Source organism: Alkalibacterium olivapovliticus (genome assembly GCF_003003275.1).
Classification (GTDB): Bacteria; Bacillota; Bacilli; order Lactobacillales; family Carnobacteriaceae_A; genus Alkalibacterium; species Alkalibacterium olivapovliticum.
Map to the genome: position 1 here is coordinate 1 of NZ_PVTO01000049.1, position 6,505 is coordinate 6,505.

Genomic DNA, 6,505 nt, shown 5'->3' on the forward strand with positions numbered 1-6,505 from the left:
GCTTACTTAAGATATTGAACCGCCGTATACGGAACCGTACGTACGGTGGTGTGAGAGGACGATAAATGAATTAATCATTTATCTCCTACTCGATTTTTCTTGACAGTTCCTGAAATCTAATATAGTATTTTGATTGTCAAATAGTTTGATAGTCAAACAAAAAAGGCAAACGAATAGGAGGAGCTGATGTGGACCATAAAATCAATGAGATAAACGGTTATCTAGTATCGATATTTAACGATGTTTTAATGATTGAAGAACGCACTTTAAGGTTAAGCCAGTTCAAAGATGTATCGATAAAAGAAATGCATACAATCGATGCAATCGGCATGTACCAGGAACACACGACGAGTGAAGTCGCAAAGAAGTTGGGCATTACAGTCGGGACATTGACAGTATCTGTCAATAATCTAGTGAGAAAAGGGTACGTTAACAGATTAAGGAGCGAAGTAGACAGACGAGTAATTACGCTGGCCCTCACCAAACAAGGCCGTCTGCTTTATCGCCTTCACGACAAATTTCATAGAGATATGGTTAGAGAAACGATACAAGAAATGAGCGAGGAAGAAGCTGAAGTTTTAATGAAAGGATTAGTGAACCTTCACAGTTTCTTAGAGCGCACAAAGGAGCAAATACCAGAGTAATGAACCCTATTAAAATAAAAATTCATTCTACTGGGAAGTATGTCCCTAAAAAAAAAGTGTCCAACTACGACTTGTCGAAATGGATGGAGACATCTCATGAATGGATATACAAACGCACAGGTATAGAGACCCGTTATTTATCAGAAGGTGAAGATACCAGCGACTTGTGTATTAAAGCAAGTATGAAAACATTAGAAGGTAAATCGGTCAACCCTGACGAAATTGGTCTGATCATTGTCGCCACCATGACCCCTGACGGTCAGTCGCCGTCGGTAGCGAGTAAAGTGCAGGCGGCTCTTAAAGCAACTAATGCTATGGCTTTTGATCTTAATGCTGCGTGTTCGGGTTTTGTTTATGCTCTGGCAACGGCTGAGAAAATGTTGAGACATATCGACTTTCCTTATGCCTTGGTATTGGGTGGTGAAGTCATGTCCAAGACAATTGACTGGTCAGATCGAAAAACAGCAGTACTGTTCGGAGATGGTGCCGGCGGTGTTCTTTTAAAGAAAAATGAAGACGACGACCATTTTATCACAGAAGATCTTCATGCGAATGGTGACAAAGGAGAAGCGCTTGTGTCCGGTAAAAAAAATGTTAGCAACCCTCTGGTCAACGCGGAAGAGTCAGCTGGATTTTTATCAATGGACGGCAGGGAAATTTTCAACTTTGTGACTAAATCGATTCCAAAGAGTATCCATAAGGTGCTGGACAGCAATGATACCTCACTTGAAGAAGTAGATTACATTCTGTTACATCAGGCGAATGCTCGTATAATTGAAATCGTAGCAAAAAAACTAGGATGTCCTATTGAGAAATTTCCAATGAATATCCAGAAATATGGCAACACATCGGCGGCTAGCTTACCTATTCTGATCGATGAATTAGCTAAAGACAAAAAACTTTTTATTGACAAAAAACAAAAAATTATCTTAAGTGCGTTTGGCGGGGGATTAACCTGGGGAACGCTGCTTTTAGAAATTAACTAATCGGAGGAATTATAAAATGACAACTTTTGAAAAAATCCAGGAAATTATCGTAGACCAGTTAGACAAAGAAGAAAGCGAAGTACAACGCACAACTAACTTCAGAGAAGAATTGGAAGCAGACAGCTTAGATCTTTTCCAGATCATCAATGACATTGAAGATGAATTCGATATCAAAATCGAATCAGAAGAAGGCTTATCTACTGTGGAAGATTTAGTTAAATATGTCGAAGGACAATTAGAAGCTTAATCATAAGGAAGGAGCTCCTAGATGAATCAACCATTATTAGATCAGCTTGGCATTGAGTACCCCATCATACAAGGAGCGATGTCTTGGGTAGCCACTCCTAGTCTGGCAGCGGCTGTATCAAACGCAGGTGGACTGGGTATGCTTGGCTCAGGGCATGAGCCGGGTGAAGTGGTCAGAAAAACGATACATGAAACAAAGAAAATGACGGATAAACCATTTGGCGTCAATATTTTACTGTTATCGCCTTATGTGGATGAAGTCGTCGACGTTATTTGCGAAGAAAATATAAAAGTCATAACTACCGGAGCAGGAAGTCCCGGTAAGTATATGAACAGATTCAAAGAAGCGAGCATCACAGTTATACCAGTCGTCGCTTCCGTAGCTCTAGCAAGGCGTATGGAGAACGAAGGGGCAGATGCGGTTATCTGTGAAGGAATGGAAGCAGGGGGGCATATCGGCAAACTGACGACCATGACCCTTGTTCCTCAAGTTGTAGATGCATTGAACATACCCGTCATTGCTGCCGGAGGTATCGCTGATGGAAGAGGCATGGCAGCCGCTTTGATGCTGGGGGCTTCAGCTGTTCAGCTGGGAACCCGGTTTGTAGTGGCTCATGAGAGTATTGCGCACGATACATTTAAAAAGCGTATTATTAAAGCGAGAGATATCGATACAGTCGTTACGGGAATGGTGACAGGTCATCCGGTCCGTGTGTTGAGAAATAAACTGACTAAAGAATACCTGAAAGTCGAAAAAGAGATTAGCAGTGATGCTGAACCCGATTTTTCAAGATTGGAAGCTCTGGCTAAAGGGGCTTTAAGAAAAGCAGTGGTAGAAGGCGATAAAAACGAAGGGTCATTCATGGCCGGACAGATTGCTGGACTTGTCAGCAAGGAACAAAGCTGCGAAGAGATTATCCAGGAATTGATGAGTGAGTACAAGGAAATCACTTCAAATCCAGTTGTGTTTTAAAAAAGGACGAATAATCAGCTAATACTTTGATACTCAAAGTTTATTGCAGTATTAGCGTTACTTTAATATGAAAGGTCGTTGAATGTGAAAACTGCATTTGTATTTAGTGGACAAGGCGCACAATATTTAGGAATGGGAAAAGAATTCTACGATCACAGTCAGATGGTCAGAAACATCTTCGAAGAAGCCAGCGAGGCTTTAGGCGAAGATTTATCCGCTATCTGCTTTGAAGACGAGAAGAAAATCCATTTTACGCCATACACTCAGCCAGCCATCCTCACCGTGAGTTATGCTATTGAGAGATCACTGAACGAAGAAGGAATAACCCCTGATATGGTGGCGGGATTAAGTCTTGGGGAATACACAGCTTTAGTTTCCTCGGGAGCCCTGACATTTTCTGAAGCGGTAAAACTTGTTCATAAGAGAGGGTCTCTGATGGAAGAAGCTGTCCCAGACGGAAAAGGAAAAATGGCAGCTGTTATTGGTTTGGATGCTGCACTAATCGAATCAATTTGCGATGAGGTATCCCAGACTGATTATGTTACTGTCGCTAATTATAATACGCCGACACAGCTTGTCTTGTCGGGTAGTTCGGCGGGTGTTGATAAGGCTATGATCAAAGCTGAAGAAGCAAAAGCTAAGCGTGTAGTGGAACTGAAGGTCAGCGGTCCTTTTCATTCTCTGCTTCTTGAACCGGCTGCTCAGGAATTTATGACGGTGTTAAAAGACAGTCATTTCTCAACTAGTACAATTCCTGTTTATTCGAATGTCACTGCAGAACAGTATCCTGACAGCCAATCCATACCGACATTACTTACACAGCAGATGACCTCCTCTGTAAGGTTTGAGCAAATGATTTTACAGATGATAGATGATGGTGCTACAGATTTTATTGAAGTCGGGCCTGGTAAAACACTTAGATCGTTCATCAAAGCGATTGATAAAAGTGTAGCGGTTAAAAATATTGAAAAAGTCAGTCAGTTACAGAAATTAGTGGAGAATAAACATGGATAGCGGGGGAATTATGGATAAAAAAACAGTTATTGTCACAGGCAGTACGAGAGGCATCGGTAAAGCGATAGCGACCAGTTTTTTGAAAGCTGGACACAATGTTGTCATTAATGGACGCAGTGAGCTTTCAAGTGAACTACTGGATTATTTCAACTCTTTCTCCGGTACTGCGTATGTTATTACTGGAGACGTAAGTGATTCATCATTTGCCAAACAACTGATTAAAGAAACAAAAAAACAGTTTAAGCAAATTGATGTTCTCGTAAATAATGCGGGGATCACTAGAGACAACCTGATAATCAGAATGTCAGACGAAGAATTTGATGCAACACTAGATGTCAATTTAAAAGGGACGTTTTACACATCCAGAGAAGTGGCGAAAGTCATGCTGAAGCAGCGATCTGGACATATTATCAATTTATCCAGTGTCGTCGGAACAGTTGGAAATGTAGGACAGTCCAATTATGCAGCCAGTAAAGCAGGGGTCATAGGGTTGACTAAATCCCTGGCTAAAGAGCTTGCGCCTAGAGGAGTAGTGGCGAACGCCATTGCACCAGGATTTATAGAATCGGATATGACAGGGAAATTGACAGATGACATTAAAGAAAAAGCACTAGAATCAGTTCCACTCAAACGATTAGGTGAAGCAGAAGAAGTTGCTGACTTAGTTGAATTTTTGAGCAGCCAGAAGTACATCACAGGGCAAGTATTCCATGTTGATGGCGGAATGGTAATGAACGGATAACCTTAGGAGGCTAAGAATGGAAAGAGTAGTTATAACTGGATTAGGCGCAATTACGCCCTTAGGTAATTCAGTACAGGAATTTTGGGATGGATTAAAAGAAGGTAGAAACGGAATTGGACCTCTAACTAAATTTGATGGAGAAGCGATTGATGTTCATGTAGCAGGAGAAGTAAAAGGCTTCGTTGCAAAAGAGGTTATGGACAGAAAATCAGCTAAACGCATGGATCCATTTTCTCAATACGGCGTAGCTGCCGCTCTTGAAGCAGTTAAGGATAGTCAAATCGACCTGGATGTAACTGATCCGGAACGAATGGGTGTTATTGTGGGATCAGGTATTGGCGGATTGAATGCTATGCAGGATCAGATCATTAAAATGCATGAAAAAGGGTTAGATAGAGTAGCTCCTTTCTTTGTACCTATGGCAATCGGGAATATGGTTGCGGGTAACATATCTATAGCAACTGGCGCAAAAGGGCCTAACCTGTCAATTGTAACAGCCTGTGCTTCCGGAAATAATTCGATTGGTGAAGCGTTCAGAACGATCAAACATGGATACGCAGATGTTATGCTGGCTGGCGGTGCTGAAGCAAGCATCAATGAAATCGGTATGTCCGGTTTCGCTGCTCTAAATGCTCTTTCCACGAATGAAGACCCTAATGCTGCTTCGATTCCATTCGACAAAAATCGTCACGGGTTTGTAATGGGTGAAGGTGCAGGCGTCATCGTCCTTGAAAGTTTAACATCGGCATTAAATAGAAACGCTAAAATATACGGCGAAATAACGGGCTACGGTGCTACAGGGGACAGTTTCCATATGACCGCTCCTTCACCAGATGGATCCGGTGCAGCACGTGCAATGAAGCTGGCCATGTCAGAAGCTGGGATTACCCCATCAGACGTTGGGTACATCAATGCGCATGGTACATCTACTCCCGCAAATGACGTTTCAGAAACAGAAGCGATCAAAGCAGCATTTGGAGATGATGCAAAAAATGTAGCAGTTTCCAGCACAAAAAGTATGACCGGTCACTTACTGGGCGGAGCAGGCGCTATAGAAGCAATTGCTGCTGTTAAAGCTCTTCAGGAAGGAATCATGCCTCCTACAATCAATTTAACAACACCTGATGAAGCCTGTGACTTAGATTACATTGAAAATAAATCCAGAGAAAAAGAAATCAAGTATGCATTGAATAATTCTTTAGGATTCGGAGGACATAATGCCGTTACTTGCTTCAAGAAATGGGAGGGTCAATAATGAACTTTGAACAATTAAAAGAGCTGATCGATCATATTGACTCGTCATCTCTGTATGAGTTCGAAATGGAAAACGAAGAAGTTTCTTTAAAAATGAGCAAAAGAGAACAGGCTGTTGTCTCAATGAATAAAGAAGTCACTTCACATCCTCAGTCTTTTGAACCAAATAAAGCTGCAGCCTCTCCGGAAATTCAAGAAGTTCAACCTGCTTCCCAAGTAGTGGAAGATGAAGAGAACTTACATGAATTAAAGGCACCTATTGTCGGAACAGGCTACCTTTCATCCTCGCCGGAAACACCAGCATTTGTCAGTGAAGGAGACAAAGTCACCAAAGGTCAGACGCTGTGCATTATCGAAGCGATGAAAGTGATGAATGAAATAAAAAGTGATGTAGATGGTGAAGTAAGTAAAATTATGATCGAAGACGGCCAACCGGTTGAATTTAATCAATCATTAATTAAAATAAAGACAAGCTAAAGTCTTATGGTAATAAGTCAAGACAAAAGTAATGGCAATAACTGGCGATCTTTTGGAAAAAGAGCATACTGAATAAACCGTCAAACTATAGAGAACGTTAGTTCTCTATAGCGAGTGCAAAAGGAGTTGCGACATTCATTTTATGAATGTTCTATATCCCTCCTTGGGG

8 protein-coding genes are annotated in these 6,505 nt (G+C 41.5%); all 8 read left to right on the forward strand.

What is annotated here, in order from left to right:
• Positions 1-188 precede the first annotated feature (188 nt).
• The 8 genes from fabT (at position 189) to accB (ending at position 6,336) form a co-directional block, all read left to right on the forward strand.
• Positions 189-644 carry a fatty acid biosynthesis transcriptional regulator FabT gene (gene fabT / locus CLV38_RS13075; protein ID WP_170068913.1) on the forward strand — a complete coding sequence of 152 codons (456 nt, stop codon included), beginning with the start codon at positions 189-191 and terminating at the stop codon, positions 642-644.
• Positions 644-1,630 carry a beta-ketoacyl-ACP synthase III gene (locus CLV38_RS13080; RefSeq protein WP_106196392.1) on the forward strand — a complete coding sequence of 329 codons (987 nt, stop codon included), beginning with the start codon at positions 644-646 and terminating at the stop codon, positions 1,628-1,630. The genes fabT and CLV38_RS13080 overlap by 1 nt, the downstream gene beginning before the upstream one ends.
• A 16-nt stretch (positions 1,631-1,646) precedes the next feature.
• Complete coding sequence (locus CLV38_RS13085) at positions 1,647-1,877, forward strand: acyl carrier protein (protein WP_106196395.1); 231 nt, start codon at positions 1,647-1,649, stop codon at positions 1,875-1,877.
• A gap of 21 nt (positions 1,878-1,898) precedes the next feature.
• Positions 1,899-2,849: an enoyl-[acyl-carrier-protein] reductase FabK gene (gene fabK, locus CLV38_RS13090; protein WP_106196397.1), complete on the forward strand. Its 951-nt coding sequence runs from the start codon at positions 1,899-1,901 to the stop codon at positions 2,847-2,849.
• An 84-nt stretch (positions 2,850-2,933) separates the two neighbouring features.
• A complete protein-coding gene (gene fabD, locus CLV38_RS13095) occupies positions 2,934-3,863 on the forward strand; it encodes an ACP S-malonyltransferase (RefSeq protein WP_106196400.1) in 930 nt (309 codons plus the stop codon).
• Positions 3,856-4,605, forward strand: a complete 750-nt coding sequence (gene fabG / locus CLV38_RS13100) for a 3-oxoacyl-[acyl-carrier-protein] reductase (RefSeq protein ID WP_425427791.1) — start codon at positions 3,856-3,858, stop codon at positions 4,603-4,605. Before fabD ends, fabG begins: the two co-directional genes overlap by 8 nt.
• A 16-nt stretch (positions 4,606-4,621) precedes the next feature.
• Positions 4,622-5,860 carry a beta-ketoacyl-ACP synthase II gene (gene fabF, locus CLV38_RS13105; protein ID WP_106196403.1) on the forward strand — a complete coding sequence of 413 codons (1,239 nt, stop codon included), beginning with the start codon at positions 4,622-4,624 and terminating at the stop codon, positions 5,858-5,860.
• The gene (gene accB, locus CLV38_RS13110) at positions 5,860-6,336 is read left to right on the forward strand and encodes an acetyl-CoA carboxylase biotin carboxyl carrier protein (RefSeq protein ID WP_170068914.1); all 477 of its coding nucleotides are present in this window, start codon (positions 5,860-5,862) and stop codon (positions 6,334-6,336) included. Before fabF ends, accB begins: the two co-directional genes overlap by 1 nt.
• The last annotated feature ends 169 nt before the right edge of the window (positions 6,337-6,505 follow it).

Coding starts and splice junctions, on each gene's coding strand:
- accB (WP_170068914.1), top strand. CDS start 5,860: ATGAACTTTGAACAATTAAAAGAGCTGATCGATCATATTGACTCGTCA.
- fabK (WP_106196397.1), top strand. CDS start 1,899: ATGAATCAACCATTATTAGATCAGCTTGGCATTGAGTACCCCATCATA.
- fabG (WP_425427791.1), top strand. CDS start 3,856: ATGGATAGCGGGGGAATTATGGATAAAAAAACAGTTATTGTCACAGGC.
- CLV38_RS13080 (WP_106196392.1), top strand. CDS start 644: ATGAACCCTATTAAAATAAAAATTCATTCTACTGGGAAGTATGTCCCT.
- fabF (WP_106196403.1), top strand. CDS start 4,622: ATGGAAAGAGTAGTTATAACTGGATTAGGCGCAATTACGCCCTTAGGT.
- CLV38_RS13085 (WP_106196395.1), top strand. CDS start 1,647: ATGACAACTTTTGAAAAAATCCAGGAAATTATCGTAGACCAGTTAGAC.